This is a genomic window from Lunatimonas sp., from assembly GCF_020832325.1.
GTDB lineage: Bacteria > Bacteroidota > Bacteroidia > Cytophagales > Cyclobacteriaceae > Lunatimonas.
This window is the reverse complement of the sequence record NZ_JAFIEU010000042.1, coordinates 1-17,239: the sequence shown is the minus strand read 5'-3', so window position 1 is coordinate 17,239 and position 17,239 is coordinate 1. Positions and strand designations below refer to the sequence as shown.

Annotated in this window: 17 protein-coding genes; 10 read left to right on the top strand and 7 right to left on the bottom strand. The window is 44.8% G+C overall.

The genetic code is table 11. The features are described from left to right. Window positions 1-30: 30 nt before the first annotated feature. Entirely contained in the window at window positions 31-1,200 is a 1,170-nt protein-coding gene (locus tag JJU34_RS14815) for a histidinol-phosphate transaminase (RefSeq protein WP_228693173.1), read from the bottom strand. Between the two features lie 307 nt (window positions 1,201-1,507). On the opposite strand from JJU34_RS14815, the gene JJU34_RS14810 reads away from it, so the two are divergent. Both JJU34_RS14810 and JJU34_RS14805 read left to right on the top strand, forming a co-directional pair. Beyond that, a complete protein-coding gene (locus JJU34_RS14810; RefSeq protein ID WP_228693172.1) occupies window positions 1,508-1,753 on the top strand; it encodes a hypothetical protein in 246 nt (81 codons plus the stop codon). 13 nt (window positions 1,754-1,766) lie between these two features. After that, window positions 1,767-2,534 (top strand): LexA family transcriptional regulator, encoded by a 768-nt coding sequence (locus JJU34_RS14805; protein WP_228693171.1) that lies wholly within the window; start codon window positions 1,767-1,769, stop codon window positions 2,532-2,534. Between the two features lie 62 nt (window positions 2,535-2,596). Here JJU34_RS14805 and JJU34_RS14800 read toward each other — a convergent pair whose 3' ends face one another. Both JJU34_RS14800 and JJU34_RS14795 read right to left on the bottom strand, forming a co-directional pair. Beyond that, window positions 2,597-3,253 (bottom strand): OmpA family protein, encoded by a 657-nt coding sequence (locus tag JJU34_RS14800; protein WP_366512713.1) that lies wholly within the window; start codon window positions 3,251-3,253, stop codon window positions 2,597-2,599. A gap of 173 nt (window positions 3,254-3,426) precedes the next feature. Continuing rightward, window positions 3,427-4,200, bottom strand: coding sequence for a hypothetical protein (locus JJU34_RS14795; RefSeq protein WP_228693168.1), 774 nt, complete (start codon window positions 4,198-4,200; stop codon window positions 3,427-3,429). Between the two features lie 109 nt (window positions 4,201-4,309). Between JJU34_RS14795 and JJU34_RS14790 the strand changes: the two genes are divergently transcribed. Beyond that, complete coding sequence (locus tag JJU34_RS14790; protein ID WP_228693166.1) at window positions 4,310-4,945, top strand: 2OG-Fe(II) oxygenase; 636 nt, start codon at window positions 4,310-4,312, stop codon at window positions 4,943-4,945. A gap of 2 nt (window positions 4,946-4,947) precedes the next feature. Here JJU34_RS14790 and JJU34_RS14785 read toward each other — a convergent pair whose 3' ends face one another. Then, entirely contained in the window at window positions 4,948-5,367 is a 420-nt protein-coding gene (locus JJU34_RS14785) for a DUF2141 domain-containing protein (protein WP_228693164.1), read from the bottom strand. Then, on the bottom strand, window positions 5,364-6,599 hold the full coding sequence (locus JJU34_RS14780) for an AMP-binding protein (RefSeq protein ID WP_228693163.1): 1,236 nt from the start codon (window positions 6,597-6,599) through the stop codon (window positions 5,364-5,366). Before JJU34_RS14780 ends, JJU34_RS14785 begins: the two co-directional genes overlap by 4 nt. Between JJU34_RS14780 and JJU34_RS14775 the strand changes: the two genes are divergently transcribed. Both JJU34_RS14775 and JJU34_RS14770 read left to right on the top strand, forming a co-directional pair. After that, complete coding sequence (locus JJU34_RS14775) at window positions 6,598-7,434, top strand: 1,4-dihydroxy-2-naphthoyl-CoA synthase (protein ID WP_228693162.1); 837 nt, start codon at window positions 6,598-6,600, stop codon at window positions 7,432-7,434. The genes JJU34_RS14780 and JJU34_RS14775 overlap by 2 nt on opposite strands. A gap of 408 nt (window positions 7,435-7,842) precedes the next feature. After that, a complete protein-coding gene (locus JJU34_RS14770; RefSeq protein WP_228693161.1) occupies window positions 7,843-9,048 on the top strand; it encodes a porin in 1,206 nt (401 codons plus the stop codon). 135 nt (window positions 9,049-9,183) lie between these two features. On the opposite strand, the gene JJU34_RS14765 is transcribed toward JJU34_RS14770, so the two are convergent. Both JJU34_RS14765 and JJU34_RS14760 read right to left on the bottom strand, forming a co-directional pair. Further along, window positions 9,184-11,445, bottom strand: a complete 2,262-nt coding sequence (locus tag JJU34_RS14765) for an aconitate hydratase (RefSeq protein WP_228693160.1) — start codon at window positions 11,443-11,445, stop codon at window positions 9,184-9,186. Window positions 11,446-11,607: 162 nt separating this feature from the next. After that, a complete protein-coding gene (locus JJU34_RS14760) occupies window positions 11,608-12,630 on the bottom strand; it encodes an acyl-CoA reductase (protein ID WP_228693159.1) in 1,023 nt (340 codons plus the stop codon). 242 nt (window positions 12,631-12,872) lie between these two features. On the opposite strand from JJU34_RS14760, the gene JJU34_RS14755 reads away from it, so the two are divergent. From JJU34_RS14755 to cas6, 5 genes are all read left to right on the top strand, one after another. Next, window positions 12,873-13,220 (top strand): 4Fe-4S binding protein, encoded by a 348-nt coding sequence (locus JJU34_RS14755; RefSeq protein ID WP_228693158.1) that lies wholly within the window; start codon window positions 12,873-12,875, stop codon window positions 13,218-13,220. Window positions 13,221-13,394: 174 nt separating this feature from the next. Beyond that, window positions 13,395-13,739: a DUF3276 family protein gene (locus JJU34_RS14750; protein ID WP_228693157.1), complete on the top strand. Its 345-nt coding sequence runs from the start codon at window positions 13,395-13,397 to the stop codon at window positions 13,737-13,739. Between the two features lie 144 nt (window positions 13,740-13,883). Then, entirely contained in the window at window positions 13,884-14,975 is a 1,092-nt protein-coding gene (locus JJU34_RS14745; protein ID WP_228693156.1) for an AI-2E family transporter, read from the top strand. 7 nt (window positions 14,976-14,982) lie between these two features. After that, complete coding sequence (ychF, locus tag JJU34_RS14740) at window positions 14,983-16,080, top strand: redox-regulated ATPase YchF (RefSeq protein WP_228693155.1); 1,098 nt, start codon at window positions 14,983-14,985, stop codon at window positions 16,078-16,080. Window positions 16,081-16,189: 109 nt separating this feature from the next. Further along, window positions 16,190-17,071, top strand: coding sequence for a CRISPR-associated endoribonuclease Cas6 (gene cas6, locus JJU34_RS14735; protein WP_228693154.1), 882 nt, complete (start codon window positions 16,190-16,192; stop codon window positions 17,069-17,071). The last annotated feature ends 168 nt before the right edge of the window (window positions 17,072-17,239 follow it).

Sequence of the window (17,239 nt, the reverse complement as noted above, 5' to 3'; positions counted from 1 at the left end):
TGGGTTTATTGTTTTCGGTTTATGTGGTTGTTAGGTAGTCGAAACTTTCAGTGCATCTACAAAGAGTTTCATCTCATCCATGGTACCCATACTTACTCTACACCAAGAAGAATCGTACATGGAATACACACGGATGCCTACTCCTTGATCCATCATTTTTTTAGAGAATGCCCTTCCTTCGTGTTCGATCGGGAAGATCATGAAGCTGGTATGAGACGTTATGGGAGAAAATCCCATAGACACGACTTTATCTAATGTGAATTCCCTGGATTCTTTGTTCCACTTGCGGCAGTCGGTCAAAAACTGCTCATCCTGCATACTGGCGATGGCACCTTTCAACGAAGTAACGCAAAGACCCATCGTTCCCCGCACCAAAGAGGTGATGGAATTGATTCGTTCTTCAGTAGCCACCAAGTATCCGACCCGAAGTCCAGCCATTCCGTGAATTTTCGAGAATGTACGGGCTACCATGACGTCGTATCCCTGAGCGACCAACCCGGCCATGGTATTGTCTGCCGGTTTATCCATGAATTCCAAATAGGCTTCGTCTACAAATATCGGAGCTTTCTTCGAGGCTGATTTACAAAACTCCTTCAATGAACCACCCTCTGTGATAGCACCCATGGGGTTGTTCGGATTACACACGTAGATAAGCTTGGTTTTGCTATCTATCGCTGAGCTCATTCCGGGGAGGTCGTGGGAGTAATCACTTTTCAAAGGTACGGCTTTCCAGCTGCCACCGATTTTTTCAGCGGTGTTGACCAACGACATGTACGTGGGATCTGCAGAAACCACATTTCCACCATCCTTACACAATACGATGGCCGTTTTTTCCAGCAGATCGGTAGACCCTGGGCCCAACATGATATTTTCTGGTTTTACACCTTCTTTTTCAGCGATCATGCTAATTAGGTACGCGGCATCTGCATGTCCGTATCTATTACCTACGGATATGGATTCAGCAATCGCCTTTTGAACCTTTGCGGAGGGACCGAAAGGATTTTCATTGGCAGAAAGCCGGGCCCTCATTTTCACCTCGTTCATAGGAGGGAGGATGATCTCTTTTACCATGCTTTGGCTACTCCAGTTTCCTGCGGATGAACCGGTGCCTTTTGCAAATAACTCACTAGATGCCAGAGAGAGGGATCCCAGTCCTAGCACACTTGTCTTAAGCCAATTTCTTCTGTTGATGTTTTTCATTTTTTGTATGTTGTTAGTAGTTGCCTTATGGGTGTTAAATTTAGCCTAAATTCCAATTAAAAAAAATAATTTTCATGAAATAGGTTTAAAAATAAACCTATGGAATTAAAAAAGAATTTATAGTTGATTTTTATGGTTTGATAATTACCCTTTGAGGGGTAAAAATTTGCAAAAGACGTTGAATTCGGTTGAAGTAATAACTGGATTTTTGTCAGGTATGTTTTGTTTATAAAACAAACATTTTTATCTTTGAGATGTTGATATTATAAACATTCAAGTCTCATTTTCTTTAATAGCCACTTTCCACATGCAGATCAGTTACACAACCAAGAAGCTACCCTCCGGCAACCTACAGGTGAAATTTACCGTGGAAGGCGGAGCGTTACCTAAATACGGCTATTTGCTGATTGAAGGCACTCGTACAGATGACGAAATTTACGACGAGCTGAGGGCTCGGATCATGATGCGGCAAACGGCCAAGCTGGATCTTATGAAGTTTTCTTTTAAGGAGTACTGGAAGGAAGACCATAATTTCTTCATGTACTCTGCTTAATGCAATCTGAAAGATGTATTTATCGAAAAACATCAGGTTTCTCCGACAACGGGCGGGTATGACCCAGGAAGCGTTATCGGAGCAATTGGGAATACAGCGTACCATGATTTCCGCCTACGAGGATGGTCGCTCCGAACCCAAACTTTCTGGATTGGTGACCTTGGCTGAGGTGTTTGGTGTCAGTATGGACGGGTTAATAAGCAGAGACCTTTCTAAGGATGATGGCCAAACGGCATCAAATACTCCACTGAAGGTGCTTGCCATCACGCTAGACAAAGAAGATCGTGAAGGCATTTGCATGGTCAGTCAACGGGCTGCAGCCGGGTACTTAAATGGGTATTCTGATACCGAATTTGTGGGCAATTTGCCTCAATTTCATCTCCCAAACCTTCCCCAAAACCGGACCTACAGGGCTTTTGAGATTAGTGGAGACAGCATGCTTCCCGTTCAGCCCGGTACCATTATCATTGGGGCTTACCTAGAATCACTAGGAGACGTGAAGAGCGCCAAAACCTACGTGTTGGTGACCAAAAACGAAGGGGTAGTCTACAAACGGGTTTTCAACTACCTTACGGAAAGGGGTAAGTTTTTTTTAGTTTCTGACAATGAAATGTACAAACCCTTTGAAATAGACCCTTCCGAAGTGGTAGAAGTCTGGGAAGCAAAGGCTTTTATTAGTACAGAATTTCCAAATCCCAGAGAGCGGGATCAAACCATCACATTGGAAGATATTGGTCGGATGATCCAGGATTTGAAGGCAGAGGTGATCAAAGCCAAATAAAAAAATGTGGCTGAACAAAATGTCCAGCCGCAGTCAATTTACCCATGATTTCTGTGGTCTGACTAATCCAGATCACCGCTTTCGGCTTTTTCAAGTAAATCTTCGTTGGCTGAGATCCCGATCTCTACCCGTCGATTTTTTGCCCTTCCTTCGTCGGTATCGTTGCTAGCGACCGGTCTGTCTAGTCCATGTCCCAAGATTGTCAGTCGATCTCCCGATACTCCCTTCATTTTTAGGTAGTTGGCAACTGACCCGGCCCGGCGCTCAGAGAGACCTTGATTGTAGGAGGCACTGCCGCGGTTGTCAGTATGACCTTCGATGATTACATTGGTGTCGGGATATTTGTTGAGAATTTCTGCCAGCTCCATTACACTTTTCTGGGAATCGGGAGTCAGCGCATAAGAGTCAAACCCAAAAAGGATACCCGATTCAAAAACGATCTTAATTCCCTCTTCAACCCGTTCTACCTGTGCATTTTCAATGGCTTCTAATTCTTTGGCCTGACGGTCCATGTACTTCCCGATGGCAGCACCTGCAGCGCCTCCCACAGCCGCTCCGATGATTGCACCTCCTGCCGTGTTACCTTTTTTACTACCAATGAGGCCTCCTATGGCTCCACCAGATCCTGCTCCGATTGCCGCTCCTTTACCCGTGTTGCTCCAGTTTGCACATCCAGCTAGCAACAAACCACTTAGAACTATGCCAAGTATTCCCTTCATTCGTTTCATCTATTTTTAATTTGTTTTTTAGCAGTCACATGGAATCTCGCATCGTTGCCCCGATGGCTATCGGGGCATCCCAATGTGTGACTTCAAGGTCATGCTCGATTTCATAATAATTTCAGCGTTATTTTTTGAAAGCGTCTCCTGACTGCCCGATGGTTAACTCCATGTTACAGAGAGAATTTATTCAAATTCTCAAAGGTTTTCTGGATTTGACTTTTGGCGTCAAAAGATTCGTCCAAGTTATGAACACCTTGGCTAAAATCATGCCAAAGACCGTCTCCGACATCTATATAAGTTCCACGCTTGGTCGGTTCCGAAGCTTTTGCGATTTCATAATCGTAATCCGGAAGGTAGATATTGGCAAGTAGTTCCCTTGCATCTTCCCAAGCCATCGTTTGAGGTGCTCCGTTTAGCATCAAATCAATTTTTCGGGTAGCAAATTTGACAGTCATTTCGTAGAGCCATACCTGTTCTGAACTTATCGACTTAAAGCGGATCAAAAGGGGGCTTTCCCGTTTGCTCACCTCGTAGATGGCCTGAATAAATTCCTGAGCCAGGTACTGCCAATCATTTTGGTTGGAGGGTATGCTACGTACCAGTTTGCCATGGAGGTCTTTAGCCAGTAGCTTGATGCCTCCGGCGTCTCCCAGATGCTTTTGATTGGACCATTTGCTTTGGGAATACAGTTTTTTAAATGGAGTTTCCCATACCTTTGGGATTTCCCCGACAAATTTGTAGTCGTCGTCCAGTGTAAAACCTTCATTGGTGATTTCCACTTCGGTCAGTTCCTCCCGATGTTGGTATTCGATATCAAACTGGGTATTTACGAAATTCCGATCGAAACTCAGCCTAAGTTTGTAAACATGGTTGAAAGGAGGGGGAATGTCGCCCGTGCTGAAGTCCAGTTCCAGTCGGATAATATCTTCCGATTTAAGGTGCATGCCAAATGGGTTTTTTCTGAAAGGACAAAATTAGCCCATTAACGCTAAAAATGTTAAGCGCTTGGAAATTTAGTCTAGTTATATTTGTAATTACAAGATGGTAACGCATATGTCTGAAGAGAAACCAGTTTTGCAGGAGTACAACGATTTTATAGCCCAGGCACTTTACGAGCAGGGTTGGGTAGTGGTAGACGATTATTTGCCTGAGCAGTTGAGGGTAGGCTTGTTGGAAGAAAAGCAGGACTTGCTGAACCATGGTGTGTTTCGTCATGCAGGAATTGGGAAGGGGGATTCCTTTGCCATAAGGCCGGAGATACGAAGCGACAAAGTGTTCTGGATGGATGAGTCCGAACTATCGCCTATTCAGGAAGCGTATTGGCAGCTGATGGACAAATTGAGGCAAACGATCAATCAGCGGTGTTTTCTGGGGCTTCGGTCCTTTGAGTGCCATTTTGCTATGTATCCTCCGGGGTCTTTTTACCTGCGGCATTTGGATCAGTTTCAGGCAGTGAAATACCGAGTGGTAACCGTAATTTTATACCTAAACGATGATTGGAAAGAGGAGGACGGCGGCGCACTTCGCATCTACCTGCCCACGGCGGAGGGGGGTGAATCCCATACGGATATCCTACCGCAAAGTGGTAGATTGGTGGTTTTCCTGAGCGGGGAGATCCCTCATGAGGTGCTACCTACCCAACGTGAACGGGCTAGTATTACCGGCTGGTTTCGGGATGTGTCATACTAAAGCTACAGTTTAAGCCGGATTGAAATATTTTTCGGACCCTCTTTTAGGCTGAAGGCAGCTTTTTCAAAACTAGGAGGGCCAAACATTCCCCTGGCGTTGTTTGAAAAACCATAGGGGTCTTTGGGGATCCCGAACGCCCCGGTCCGAAATATACCGTCCCCGTCGTGATCGTGAAAGGTAGAAATGGCGTACGTCCCTACAGGGAGGCCACTGATAGATAGCTCTGCCTTACCGTCTGATATAGGGATCTTAAAACTTCGATAGGCTTTGGCCGGGTTGTTTGGAAAACCCTCCGGCTGATTGAAAAGGAGCACGTGTACAGAGCCTTCGTTATGAGGTAAATGCGTGAAGGTTATACGAAACTGACTATTGGTAGGCATGCTCATCCAGCAATATAGGATCAAAAAAACTAACTGATTCATTTGTGGAAAGGTTTCAGGGTTTCCAGTTTGTTAATTTTGGAAGATGCGGTCATCTTAAAGGTATCAACGGATAAAATCCGCTTAGGGATGTGGTATTTGGGTAAATGCAGGCCAATGGTTATTAAAAAATCATTCATATCCGGATTGTCTGTTGTCACCCTTTCCGTGACCAACAGCAAGGCCTCACCGAGTAATTTGTCGGACGTTTTCCAGATAAAGAACCTATTATGGGGGAAATACTTTCTCCAATAGGGTTCCATTTCCTCTTCTATCAGCTCCGGATACAGCTTTACTCCGCCGGAGTTTACAACGAAATCTGCACGGCCCTTCCATTCAAACGTGGTGCTATCCATTAACTCCACTACATCATTGGTGTAGACCGTTTGTGCGATTGCCATTGGAGCTTTTATGACCAATTTGCCGGATTCAGATTGCGAAAACTTGACTCCCGGTAGAGCTTTGTATAGGAGTGGTCCGGAGGCTTTGAGGTCGGCCATGGCGATGTGAGAAACTGTCTCTGTCATCCCAAACGTCTGAAATACTCGACCTTTTAACGATTTTAATTTTTGCCGGAGTGAGGGGGGGGTGGGAGCACCGCCCACAAGCAGGTTGGCTATTCGATTGAGTGTTTTTAATCCATCCGGGTCTTCCATGCTTGCTTGCAGCTGCATGGGTACTACGGCCCCGAAGTCGATATCGATCTCGCGGATGGGACAGCTAATCACCGAACTAGGAGTTCTCAGAAATAGGCAACCTTTCCATTCCATGGCCCGTACCAGCATCATTTTTCCCGCTATCATGTCCGTATTTAGATTGCATAAAAGCGTGCACCCGATTCGGAGGCCTAGGTACTTTTTCGTTGCAGCCGCGCTTTTACGCATCAATTCCCTGTGAACTTGGATTTCTTTCGGAGCCCCCGTAGATCCAGAGGTCTTGAGGGTGAAATATTCCTCACCATGCAACCATTGCTGACAAAAGCGCAGTGCCGCTTCCCATGTTTGATCTTTTGCACGCCAATCGCCTCGCTTCAGTTGATCGAAGGTGAGGATCTCTGAGGACGTAATAACCAATTCTCTGTATGCACGACGATGTGAATTCAACGGTGTACGGGGGTTATGGATTTTTAGATGGGCATAGGGATAGGTTTGAATCACCGGTTGCGCGAATCCGTCATCAAAATTCGCAAAAAATTCACGGAAGGCTAGTATCTTGCGGGTAAAAATTACGATCATGATCCATTGGAAGACGGTAAAGGAATTTGAAGATATCACTTATAAGAAGTGTAACGGTGTAGCACGCATCGCATTTAATCGACCGGAGGTGCGTAACGCGTTCCGCCCAAAAACCACCGGCGAATTGTACGAAGCTTTTTTGGACGCACGGGAGGATACGTCTATCGGCGTGGTATTGTTGTCAGCGGAGGGGCCTTCTCCCAAAGATGGTGTATTTGCTTTTTGCAGCGGAGGCGATCAACGGGCTAGAGGACATCAGGGCTATGTAGGAGAGGATGGCATGCACCGACTTAATATTCTTGAAGTACAACGTCTTATTCGGTTTATGCCGAAAGTGGTTATTGCCGTGGTGCCCGGATGGGCAGTAGGAGGGGGGCATAGCCTTCATGTGGTTTGTGACCTGACGCTTGCAAGCAAAGAGCATGCGATTTTTAAACAAACCGATGCAGATGTGACCAGCTTCGACGGTGGTTATGGTTCTGCGTACTTAGCCAAGATGGTTGGACAAAAACGTGCCAGGGAAATTTTCTTTTTAGGCCGCAACTACAGTGCCCAAGAGGCTTATGAAATGGGTATGGTCAATGGAGTAATTCCCCACGCCGAATTGGAGGATACTGCCTACGAGTGGGCCCAAGAGGTACTTGCCAAGTCACCTACTTCCATCAAGATGTTGAAATTCGCTTTCAACCTGACCGATGATGGAATGGTAGGCCAGCAAGTCTTTGCGGGTGAGGCCACCCGATTAGCCTATATGACCGAAGAGGCGAAAGAAGGCCGCAATGCCTTTTTGGAAAAACGCAAGCCTAATTTTAAACATATTAAATGGATTCCTTAGAAGTTTTTTCTTGTCTTTGATACGTTTATGCCAGCGTTTGCTGATGGAGGATCTAGGTAGTATGGATAGGGTTTGGGCAATTCTTCTGCCATATCCAAATTAATTCTTGGATCAAGATGACTGGAGGGCTGGTTTGTGACTGTAGATTCGAAGCACCTCTCTTCAGTTTTTCGGTGTGCGATTCTAGCAACCTTGGCAAAGAAGCCACCGCCAAAATTGCCTAGTAACCACAAAATGGTCCGAAAGCACTATTACTAAAATCACACTAGTCTTAAACGAAACCCTAGCGGTATATTTGTTAGAAAATTATTCCCAATCATATAGCATTATGCAAATTTACCAATTGTCAGGTAAAGCTGGGTTATGGTAGTGTTATCTTAAGGTTGTTTTATTGTTAATCTTACTAAAATGTTAAAAAGAGTTTTTATATTGATTGCGCTATTGTCAGCGCTAAATTTTGAAAACATTTTTGCCCAGGGAAATCCGATCGATCAATTGATGACTAGGTTCGATACGGTCAATGGAATAGGGTTCATTCCCAGGGATAGTTCCTTTTCCATAAATCTTAGATTTAGAATGCAAAGCCGTTTTGAGGGTCGAGCATCCTCTGATGCTCCCCTTTCGATGTCGGAGAGGTCGTTTCTGACTAGGCGTGCTAGGCTCCATACATTTGGACACCTGTTAAATAACAGATTTCGTTATTCATTCCAGTTAGGGTTTACCCGTGGAGATTTAGATATTACAGCCATTGGATACCCCGCCCTTATACGGGATGCCGTGGTGTTTTATAGGGTGAATAAAAATTTCGAACTTGGAGCTGGCGTGATGAAACTCCCCGGTAACCGTCAGCGGGTTATTTCTTCAGCAGATCTTCAGTTTACCTCTCGGTCAATATTGAACGAAACATTTAATATTGATAGGGATAATGGATTTTTTGGTATATATAGAAATGACCTCAATGGATTTAGATATAATTTTATTGGAGCTTTGACAGTGGGTACCGGAAGAAATTTTGCGGTGGACCGGACTACCGGTGTGGCTTACAGTGGTAAGCTTGAATTACTTCCGTTTGGGAATTTTACTGGCAACGGGGATTATTTTGAGGGAGATTATTACAGGGAATCGACCCCTAAGCTATCCTTGGCAGGAAGCTATAACCATACCCAGGATGCAATTCGTACCGGTGGGCAGATCGGAATGCCTTTGTTTGGGGTGACCGATATGTCTACTGTATTGGTGGATGCACTGTTTAAATACCGAGGGTATGCTTTTTATGGTGAGTTTGCCTATAGAAGTGCAGAATCGCCCATCACCTCCGAAAACGGAATTTTGCGAAATGTGTATACAGGTAACGGATATAATCTGCAAAGCAGTTATATCTTCCCCTCAAATGTCGAGCTTGCAGCCCGGTTTGCCGGGGTTTCTCCAGGCAGAGATATTCAATCGGTAGAGGGGAGTGCTAACGAGGCTGCTGCAGTGGTTACCAAATACTTTAGATTTCACCGAATCAAAGCTCAGGCGGAGGTCACTTATAGAGATCTCAATGGGTATCGGTATAGAAATGACCTCCCTGCTGGCATGATATACCGATTCCAGATCGAGTTTGGTATATGAGAAAAAAGCCTGGCAACATTGCCAGGCTTTTTTCTGTAATCAGTTATTTGTTCAAAGGTCAAAAGTCCGTAGCCGTTTTAATTAGGAGACAAACCTTTTCACTGGTTCGAATTCAGGTCACTTTTCTCAACGGGTTTATATACCCGCTTTGATCAAATTAAGCGCAGAGCCCGCTTTGAACCAGCCAATTTGTCCCTCGTTGTAGGTATGGTTCACTTTGATTTGATCCCTGGAACCATCAGCATGATTTAATACCACAGTGAGCGGCTGTCCGGGGGCAAAAGTATCCAATCCAACAATGTCTATACTGTCATCCTCTTGTATGAGGTCGTAATCGGCAGGATTGTCAAAGGTCAACGCGAGCATACCCTGTTTCTTCAGATTGGTTTCGTGAATTCGAGCAAAGGACTTCACCAAGATCGCTCGGACACCCAAAAACCGGGGTTCCATAGCTGCATGTTCCCTTGAAGAACCTTCTCCATAGTTCTCGTCACCCACGACGATAGAACCCACGTTATGCAGCTTATACTGACGCTGAACAGCAGGTACTTCACCGTATTCACCATTTAGTTGGTTTTTCACTTTATTGGTTTCACCATTGTATGCATTTACAGCACCAATCAGCATGTTATTGGAGATATTGTCCAAATGCCCTCTATACCTCAGCCAAGGTCCAGCCATGGAGATGTGGTCGGTGGTACATTTCCCCTGCGCCTTGATGAGTAGTTTTAGGCCAGTCAGGTCTGTTCCCTCCCAAGCGGCAAAGGGTTCCAAAAGCTGAAGTCTCTCTGATTGGGGATCAACGAGTACATCTACTTTAGACCCGTCTTCTGCGGGTGCCTGATAACCGGCATCTTCCACCGCAAATCCTTTCGTAGGCATTTCCAGTCCCATGGGTTCTTCCAGCATAACAGCCTTGCCGTCTTCGTTTACAAGCGTGTCTTTCATGGGGTTAAACGTCAAATCACCAGCGATAGCCATGGCTGTCACAATTTCAGGAGAGGCCACAAACGAGTGGGTATTCGGGTTGCCGTCTGCTCTTTTGGCGAAATTTCGGTTAAAGGAGGTGATGATAGAGTTTTTCTCTTGTTTTTCCGCACCGTGCCTCGCCCATTGACCGATACAAGGTCCGCAGGCATTGGCCAACACCACACCGCCCATATTTTCAAAAATGCCCAGGAAACCATCTCTTTCCACCGTGTAGCGTACCTGCTCCGAACCGGGTGTTATGGTATATTCCGACTTGGCTTTTAATTTTTTGTCTACCGCCTGCTGAGCCAGAGAGGCTGCCCGTGAAATATCCTCGTACGAAGAGTTGGTGCAGGATCCGATCAATCCTACTTCCAATTTCTGTGGCCATCCGTTTTCTTTAACCGCTTCGCTGAATTTGGAAAGTGGCCAGGCCAAATCTGGAGTGAATGGACCATTGATATGAGGCTCAAGCTCGGATAAGTTGATTTCGATTACTTGGTCAAAGTATTTTTCGGGGCTTTCATACACCTCATCGTCTCCGGTAAGGTGCGCTTGGATATCGTTGGCAAGGTCTGCCACCTCGGCCCTACCAGTTCCTCGCAAGTAGGCTTCGGATTTTTCGTCGTAACCAAAAATAGAGGTGGTTGCACCGATTTCAGCGCCCATATTGCAGATGGTACCTTTTCCTGTAGCCGATAGTGATCTGGCACCTTCGCCAAAATATTCTACGATGCTACCGGTTCCTCCTTTTACTGTGAGGATACCTGCAACCTTCAAGATTACATCCTTTGCAGACGTCCAGCCCGAGAGTTTACCGGTGAGTTTTACACCGATAAGTTTGGGGAATTTAAGCTCCCAAGGCAATCCTGCCATGACATCGCAGGCATCGGCTCCGCCCACACCTATGGCAACCATGCCCAACCCACCTGCATTAGGGGTATGTGAATCGGTACCGATCATCATCCCGCCAGGGAATGCATAATTTTCCAATACCACCTGGTGGATGATACCCGCCCCTGGCTTCCAGAAACCCAATCCATATTTGTTAGAAACCGAAGCTAGGAAATCGTATACTTCTTTATTTTTGTTTTTGGCTTTTTCCAAATCGGTACTTGCACCTATCTCTGCCTGAATCAGGTGATCGCAATGTACGGTAGATGGGACAGCTACTTTGGATCTTCCAGCCTGCATAAACTGTAAAAGCGCCATTTGAGCCGTGGCATCCTGCATAGCTACCCGATCGGGCTGGAAATCCACGTAGTCCGTTCCTCGAGAGTAGGCCTGATTGGCATCTCCCTGAGACAAATGTGCATAAAGGATTTTTTCAGTCAGTGTAAGCGGTTTTCCTACCGCCTTTCGAGCTGCTTCTATTTTAGCCGGAAAACTGGCATACACAGCCTTGATCATTTCTATATCGAATACCATTGGAAATGTATTATGGTTATGTTTACTTGAAAATTCAATTGCCCGCAAAGATATAAAAATCAGCCAAAAAAACCTGTTAAAGCGGTTTCTTTACCTTATTTATAACGAATACAGCGTGGCCGGTGACCAAAAGAATAAAGGACTCTCTGGGTCGAAAAGTGATCAGGTCAGTGAAAGTAAGAACTCCAGGGTGTCCATATTGTCTGCATAATCGGACAAACCAGGACATTGGGTGGTTCCGAATTCAAGCGAACCCGGAAACCACCCATTTCGGCTAACGGAACATTGAATGTTGTCAGATGCGGTCTGAAAGGTTTCGCTAAGGCTGGCCGGGTCTGTGTAATAACTGTAGTGAACTACCGATATGGGGGATACCCACTCGTTCGATTCACGCATCAACAAAAAACCGTTGTCCAGATGAGGTTCGTTGTTTACGAGATATATGGACTTGTTGTAGTCATAGTTGTTGGCGTACTTGTGGTGGTCCATCACTTGTTTCATGCTGTCTGAGGCTTTCAAAAAATCCATCACTTGTTGGTAGTCGCTGACGAAGATTTTGGAAACGTTCCGGCATCCTAGCCCAAAATATTGCAACACATCCGTGGACAGACGTTCCAGATCTGAGGTGGTTTCTTTGCCGTCCAAAATAGCAACGGAACTACGGTTTTTTCGAATGATGTGAGGATACTGTCCGAAATAATAGTGAAAGTATCTTGCGGAATTATTGCTGCCTGTGGCGATATAGGCATCCATTCCTTGCAATCTCTCAGCCCAATTTACTTGTTTGGCAAACTGCGGTTCGATAGTTATCAGCTTATCAATCAGCCAAGGAATTAACACGCTATCCGTGGAACTGAGCTTGATATGCGCTTTATGGCCGGAGACCAGAACACATAGCAAATCGTGGAATCCAACCCCTGGAATATTTCCAGCCAGCACCAAGCCGATAGATTTTGGTTGGGATGGGAGGTTTATGGAGTAGGAGGAGGTCCATTTTGAAAGTTTATCCGTATCTAAAAAAGCTTTTATTCCCTGTATAGAAAGAATGGCCTGCTGGGGTACAAACCACGGATTGTTTCCCCATACCTTACGAAGCAGGGATTCATGTTCTTCGGCAGATATTTCTTCTAGTAAGGTACCCAACGTACCAAGTGCTTGAATGCGGTGTTCCAAAGTGAAGGCCATGGGAAGAAATTAACGTATACAAAGGGCGAAGTAGCAGGATATGCCCTATGGAAAGTAAAATGATTGCTGATGCAAAGGTATCTAATACCAATCAAAATTCCTTCCTGAGCATCTCAAACCTTCCATTTACTTAGTATAACAACTAATGTATGTGAATATTTTATTGCGTTTCCCAAACCAAAATGCTTGTTGAATTGTATTATGGTTAGTAGTTTTGCAAACAAGTTAAAAGACGTACTGCGATGGCAATAATGATAACAGATGAGTGCATCAACTGTGGTGCATGCGAACCGGAATGTCCTAACACGGCAATCTACGAAGGCGGGATTGAGTGGACTTGGGCCGGAGGAACGAATTTGAAGGAAGTGACCCTGGAGGACGGCACGGTAATCGATGCAACTGAAAAGCAAGAACCGGTGTCAGACGAGTTTTATTACATTGTGACCGCTAAGTGCACCGAGTGTACCGGGTTTCATGAGGAGCCTCAGTGTGCGGCAGTATGCCCGGTGGATTGCTGTGTGGATGATCCGGACCATCGAGAGTCAGAAGAAGATTTGTTGGCCAAAAAGATTTACATGCACGGGGAGTAAGTGATAAGTGTCGGCTTCACATCTACGTACAGACCTATAAAATTGTGTTTTCTATAAATAATTTTGTCGGTTGTCACATTTTAGTCAAAAAAAAATTGCTGTTTCATTTGAATTTAACCTTTGTTTTGGTTTATCTTGCTGATAAATTTATTTTTGATTAAAAAAAGTAGGAAAGTGGAAGACAACAAGGATTACGACAGAGACGAAATCTTCTCGAAAAAGGTAAAGGCAGGCAAAAGGACTTACTTTTTTGACGTGAAATCAACCCGGTCTAACGACTATTACCTCACCATTACGGAGAGTAAGCGCAAGATGCGGGAAGAAACTTTTTTCTACGAAAAGCATAAGATCTTCTTGTACAAAGAGGATTTTAACAAATTTCTGGATGCGTTGCAGCGAACGGTGGATCACGTCAAGAACGATCTGATGCCCGAAGTAGACTTTACTCAATTTGAAATCGACCCTGATTCACAGGACAACGACTCAGATAACTTCAGAGATGATTTAAAGTGGGACTGATAGGATTCGGTCCCGTTGAATTCTTCTTAGTGCACGGAGAATTCGGTGGGGGCATTAATTGATTGCCTGTAATATTTAGACTCTTGGAATTCTTTACATCTGATGGTAGGGTTTTCCAAGAGTGATTTTTGTATTTTTGTAGCTATGAACAGGGTAGTGGTTAAATTGCTTTTCGTCCTGTTGGTAGTTCTACTGCTTGGGTGGTACTTTTCCAACATAAGTCTGTATTTTATATTTTCCTTAGTGATAGCTGCTGTTTTACGTCCCATGACCAACCGGATCAATAGTCTGTATGTGATGGGGCAACCAGTGCCCCGAGCGTTTGCAATTTTCATGTCTTTTGCCGCGGTGATTGCCTTGATTTCCTTCTTGGTTTTGTTGTTTATTCCACTTTTCAGAACTCAATTTGCCCTGCTGAACGAGTTAGATATCACCTACCTATATGAACAGATTCAAAAACCCGCAGCCTATGTGGAAAATATCCTAATTCGGTACAATTTGGTTATCAATGAGCCCGGGTTTTTGTTAGCCGTAATACGCGAAAATTTGCTTACTAGCTTGGGTGGGCTGGATATTCAGGGATTTGTCAATCGGTTTATTTCTGCTACCAGTACCCTGTTGATCAGTATTTTGGCGATCTCGTTCATCACGTTTTTTCTGCTGTTGGAAAATGGGCTGTTGCGGAGAAATATTATCAATTTTGTTCCAAATGCGTATTTTGAGCTGGCGGTGTCGACTTTTCACAAAGTGGAAAGGCTCCTGTCAAATTATCTTATTGGTCTCTTGGTTCAGATGACATCCATATTTTCCATAGCGGCCATTGGTTTGTTGCTCATGGATATTGAGTATGCGATGAGTATCGCAGTATTTGCAGCCGTGGCCAATCTGATCCCCTATGCTGGCCCTATATTAGGAGCTTCTTTCGGTATTTTGGTGGGTTTATCTACGGGCAATTTTCCAGAGGCTACCGAGGTGTACCTGTTTCTTGCCAAAGTATTGAGTGTTTTTGCGGTGGTACAGCTCTGCGATAACATCCTTTTACAGCCCATGATTTTCTCTAAATCGGTAAAAGCCCACCCTCTTGAAATTTTTGTTGTTATCTTTGCCGGGGCAAAAGTTGCCGGAGTCTTGGGAATGATCTTTGCCATCCCCGTTTATACCATTTTTAGGGTTTCGTTCAAGGAATTTTACAAAGGGTATAAAGACTACAGGATATTCAAAATTGATAAGATATAATTGATTCATGGGATTAAAATGTGGGATCGTTGGGTTGCCAAACGTAGGAAAGTCAACCCTGTTCAACGCGTTGTCCAGTGCAAAAGCTGAGGCGGCTAATTTTCCATTTTGTACGATAGAGCCGAATGTAGGTGTGGTCACAGTACCAGATCGCCGACTACAGGTTTTGGAGGAGCTTGTAAGCCCACAACGCGTACTGCCAACAGTCATCGAGTTCGTGGACATTGCCGGACTGGTGAAAGGGGCGAGCAAAGGAGAAGGTTTGGGTAATAAGTTTTTGGCCAACATACGGGAAGTAGACGCCATTATTCACGTCATTCGTTGTTTTGAGGATGACAATATCGTGCACGTAGCCGGCAGTGTGGATCCACTGTTCGACAAGGAGGTGATCGATACCGAATTGCAGCTAAAAGACCTGGAATCGATCGAAAAGAAAATCCAAAAGAATGAAAAAATTGCCAAGTCGGGCGATGCAAAGGCTAAGAAGATTCTAAGCACCTTGCTAACATTTAAGGAAGGTTTGCTTGCCGGTAAAAATGCCCGTGCCATCGAAGTGGAAGAAGAGGATCTGGAGGCGGTGTATGACCTGCACCTGTTGACTATCAAGCCTGTGCTCTATGTGGCCAATGTCTCCGAGCAAGAAATTAATTCAGGCAACAGCCACGTGGACAAACTATCGGAAGTAGCGAAGTCCGAAGGGGCGGATGTTGTAGTGCTTTGCGCGGCGTTGGAAGCACAGATTGCAGAATTTGAAGAGGAAGAGGAAAAGCAAATGTTCCTGGCGGAGTATGGTCTGGAGGAAAGTGGATTAAACCGACTGATTGGTGCTGCTTACAAGTTATTGAATCTGATCACGTATTTCACGGCAGGCGTTCAAGAAGTTAGGGCTTGGACCATCAAAAAGGGATGGAAGGCACCGGCCGCGGCGGGGGTTATTCACAGTGATTTCGAAAAAGGCTTTATCAAAGCAGAGGTAATCAAGTTATCAGACTATGAACAACACAAAACTGAGGCAGCATGCCGGGAAAACGGCAAAATAGCAATTGAAGGGAAAGAATACGTGGTCAAAGACGGTGATATTATGCATTTTCGTTTTAACGTCTAAATAAATTAAAATTTTATTGTTAAGTTTGTTGCAACTTATTCACCCAAAAGTTAGTTATCCACTTATGAAAATGTGTAAAATCATTGTTTAACTTTTCATTTTTACCGTCGTGAGAATCAGATTAATATTTTCATTAAAAAACAAAGGTGCTTACCTACCTTTCCATCACCAGTATATACTGGCGCAATTCCTAAAAGGACTAATTGTCAAAGGAGGGAATGAAACATTTTTCAACTACAATTACTTCAACTTCTCTGGTCTGAAAGGACAGACCAAGGTTAGTAGAAGTGGCCTACATTACTACTCCAGCCTAGTAACGCTTGTATTGTCAGCACCTGACCAAGAGTTTCTAGATTACCTATTGGAGCAGGTGTTTAAAACGCCAAAGATTGAGTTGGGAAATCTAATCCTATCACCTGAATACACTGAAAAAGAGACAGAACCCGAGTTGGAAACTGCCAACAAGTTTGTTTGCATCTCTCCATTGGTTTTGCTCATGCCCACCTTCGACGACGAGTCAGGAAAACGTTTCATCAATCCAGATACCGACGAGTTTTCGGACCTGTTGTATGAATCTACCCTTACCCGAATGGAGAAATCCGGCTGGTACTCCCAAGAGCAAATGGAGTCTTTCTACAAGTTTCAGGTGGTTCCGGATATGAATTATGTGAACAAGCTCAGGGAGCAGCAAAAGAAATTTGCGCGTATATACTCCGTCTATGACATGGACGTGAAGTATGAAGTTAGGGGGTATACCCTTCCGTTTACGCTGTATGCAGCCGAGGAAGTTCAGGACTTTGTGTTTAAATGTGGGTTGGGAGCTTTCACCCACAAAGGATTTGGTATGCTCGATCTGGCCAATAACATGCCAAGTCAGCGAACCGAGCCTTATAAATTTAAGCGTGAAGGGTTCGTGCCCTATCGACAGCACATCAACGAAAACCTGCCCAAGCGGGAAGATGGCGATGTTCCTGATTCCAGCGAGGAATAAAAAAAGAGAGAAGGCTACCTTCTCTCTTTTTTTTAGTGTGCCGTGCATGGTAACTAACTAGGTGGTGAAAGTCCACTGTGGGGGTTTGTAATCGCCAACCACTAGCCAATAGCAAGGGTGTCCATCGTGAGGTGGAATCTGAAGGAAGCAGGCGGCAAAACTCTGCCC

What these genes read in the sequence shown, in the direction of transcription:
- JJU34_RS14775 (WP_228693162.1), top strand. Translation starts at nt 6,598, where the DNA reads ATGATCCATTGGAAGACGGTAAAGGAATTTGAAGATATCACTTATAAG.
- JJU34_RS14805 (WP_228693171.1), top strand. Translation starts at nt 1,767, where the DNA reads ATGTATTTATCGAAAAACATCAGGTTTCTCCGACAACGGGCGGGTATG.
- JJU34_RS14760 (WP_228693159.1), bottom strand. Translation starts at nt 12,630, where the DNA reads ATGGCCTTCACTTTGGAACACCGCATTCAAGCACTTGGTACGTTGGGT.
- JJU34_RS14780 (WP_228693163.1), bottom strand. Translation starts at nt 6,599, where the DNA reads ATGATCGTAATTTTTACCCGCAAGATACTAGCCTTCCGTGAATTTTTT.
- JJU34_RS14785 (WP_228693164.1), bottom strand. Translation starts at nt 5,367, where the DNA reads ATGAATCAGTTAGTTTTTTTGATCCTATATTGCTGGATGAGCATGCCT.
- JJU34_RS14810 (WP_228693172.1), top strand. Translation starts at nt 1,508, where the DNA reads ATGCAGATCAGTTACACAACCAAGAAGCTACCCTCCGGCAACCTACAG.
- JJU34_RS14745 (WP_228693156.1), top strand. Translation starts at nt 13,884, where the DNA reads ATGAACAGGGTAGTGGTTAAATTGCTTTTCGTCCTGTTGGTAGTTCTA.
- JJU34_RS14795 (WP_228693168.1), bottom strand. Translation starts at nt 4,200, where the DNA reads ATGCACCTTAAATCGGAAGATATTATCCGACTGGAACTGGACTTCAGC.
- ychF (WP_228693155.1), top strand. Translation starts at nt 14,983, where the DNA reads ATGGGATTAAAATGTGGGATCGTTGGGTTGCCAAACGTAGGAAAGTCA.
- JJU34_RS14790 (WP_228693166.1), top strand. Translation starts at nt 4,310, where the DNA reads ATGTCTGAAGAGAAACCAGTTTTGCAGGAGTACAACGATTTTATAGCC.
- JJU34_RS14765 (WP_228693160.1), bottom strand. Translation starts at nt 11,445, where the DNA reads ATGGTATTCGATATAGAAATGATCAAGGCTGTGTATGCCAGTTTTCCG.
- JJU34_RS14800 (WP_366512713.1), bottom strand. Translation starts at nt 3,253, where the DNA reads ATGAAGGGAATACTTGGCATAGTTCTAAGTGGTTTGTTGCTAGCTGGA.
- JJU34_RS14815 (WP_228693173.1), bottom strand. Translation starts at nt 1,200, where the DNA reads ATGAAAAACATCAACAGAAGAAATTGGCTTAAGACAAGTGTGCTAGGA.
- JJU34_RS14770 (WP_228693161.1), top strand. Translation starts at nt 7,843, where the DNA reads ATGTTAAAAAGAGTTTTTATATTGATTGCGCTATTGTCAGCGCTAAAT.
- JJU34_RS14755 (WP_228693158.1), top strand. Translation starts at nt 12,873, where the DNA reads ATGGCAATAATGATAACAGATGAGTGCATCAACTGTGGTGCATGCGAA.